The sequence below is a fragment of the Cellulomonas triticagri genome (assembly GCF_003696205.1).
GTDB classification, from domain to species: Bacteria; Actinomycetota; Actinomycetes; order Actinomycetales; family Cellulomonadaceae; genus Cellulomonas; species Cellulomonas triticagri.
In genome coordinates this window covers 1-1815 of record NZ_RFFI01000243.1, presented here as the reverse complement: position 1 = coordinate 1815, position 1815 = coordinate 1, and the positions used below count along the sequence as shown (strand labels likewise).

2 protein-coding genes are annotated in these 1815 nt (G+C 75.6%); both read right to left on the bottom strand.

What is annotated here, in order from left to right:
• Positions 1-171: 171 nt before the first annotated feature.
• Positions 172-639: a hypothetical protein gene (locus EBM89_RS20535; RefSeq protein ID WP_122151403.1), complete on the bottom strand. Its 468-nt coding sequence runs from the start codon at positions 637-639 to the stop codon at positions 172-174.
• Positions 640-748: 109 nt separating this feature from the next.
• On the bottom strand, positions 749-1815 hold a 1067-nt coding region (locus EBM89_RS20530), incomplete at its 5' end, for an AAA family ATPase (protein ID WP_147463657.1).

The window sequence follows — 1815 nt, the reverse complement described above, 5'->3', positions numbered from 1 at the left end:
GAGGGTGCCGGTGCCGGTCCCGGTCGCGGGGGCGTCGGGTCCGGGGGCGGCGTCGCGGCCCGCGGAGCGGCGCCGCTGGATGACGGCGGCGCCACCGCCGAGGACGGCGAGCGCCGGCACGCCGACGAGCAGGAGGTTCAGGAGGTCGTTCGAGTCCACCGGGACAGTGTGTCAGCCGTCGCCGCGCTGCGGCGGCAGGACCGGCGGTCCGACCACGACGACGCCGGGCGTGTGGCCGCTGCGGCGGGCCGGTCGGGGTGCGGCTGCCGCGGGGACGGCGTCGGGCCGGACCGGGGCCTCGGGCTCCGCGTCCTGGCCGCCGCGCGCGTGGGGCAGCCGCTCGCGCAGGTGCGCGGCCCGCTCCCCCGTGCGCTCCAGCGCCTCGGCGAGGTCGTCGAGCTGCAGGTAGCCGTCGTCGGCCTGCGGCGCCTCGGCGAAGAACCGGTCGAAGGACACGTCCACGGGCTCCGGCTCGTCCTCCGGCGGTGCACCCTCGGCCCCGCGTCGGCGGCCGAGCCCGGCACGCAGGTCCGCCCAGAACGTGCGCACGTCCGTGCCGCCGCTCGCCCGGTTCGCCAGCACGATGACCCCGACGGCGGCTGCCACGGCCAGTGCGATGACGACGAAGAACCCACCCATGGCCCCAGTCTCGACCGGGCTCCTGCGAGGCGCCTGGGTCGCGCGCGTCCCGGTGCCGAACCCCTACGGAACCTTCACAGCGACCCGGTGGGAAACCCCCTGAGGGGGTTCAGACGGGTACCTCGTCGCGCAGCCGCTGGCTGATGACGGTCGTGACGCCGTCGCCGCGCATGGTGACGCCGTAGAGGGCGTCGGCGATCTCCATCGTGCGCTTCTGGTGGGTGACGACGATCAGCTGCGAGTCCTCCTGCAGCTCCCGGAAGATCTCCAGCAGCCGCCCGAGGTTCGCGTCGTCGAGCGCGGCCTCGACCTCGTCCATGACGTAGAACGGGCTGGGCCGCGCCTTGAAGATCGACACCAGCAGCGCGACGGCGGTGAGCGACCGCTCCCCGCCGGACAGCAGGGACAGCCGCTTGACCTTCTTGCCCGCCGGGCGCGCCTCGACCTCGATGCCCGTGGTGAGCATGTCCCCCGGGTCGGTGAGCACGAGGCGCCCCTCGCCGCCGGGGAACAGCCGGGGGAACACCCGGTCGAACTGCTCGGCGGTGTCGCGGTAGGCGTCGGCGAACACCCGCTCCACGCGCTCGTCGATCTCCCGGACGATCTCCAGCAGGTCGGCCCGGGACTTCTTGAGGTCGGCGAGCTGCTCGACCAGGAACTTGTGCCGCTCCTCCAGCGCCGCGAACTCCTCCAGCGCGAGGGGGTTGACCTTGCCGAGCTGGGACAGCGCGCGCTCGGCGGACCGCAGCCGCTTCTCCTGCTCGGTCCGGACGTACGGCACCTCGCGGGGCGCGTCGTCGTCCTCGGCGGCGGGCGGGGTGAGCACGGGCACCATGCGGTGCGGGCCGAACTCCTCGACCAGCACGGCCGGGTCGACGCCGAGGTCCTCGACGGCGCGGGTCTGCAGCTGCTCGATGCGCAGCCGCTGCTCGGCGCGGGCGACCTCGTCCCGGTGCGCGGCGTCGGTGAGGTGCGCGACGTCGCGCTGGTGCTCGTCGACCCGCGTGCGGACCGCGGCCAGCGCGGTCTCCCGCTCGGCGCGGGCGGCCTCGGCGGCGTCTCGCTCGTCGGCGGCGTGCTGCAGCGCCCGCTCCACGACGGCGAGGGTGTGCCGGGCGCCGGTGGTGACGGCGGTGGCGACGGCGGCGTGCCGCTGCCGGGCCTCCTCGCGCTCGG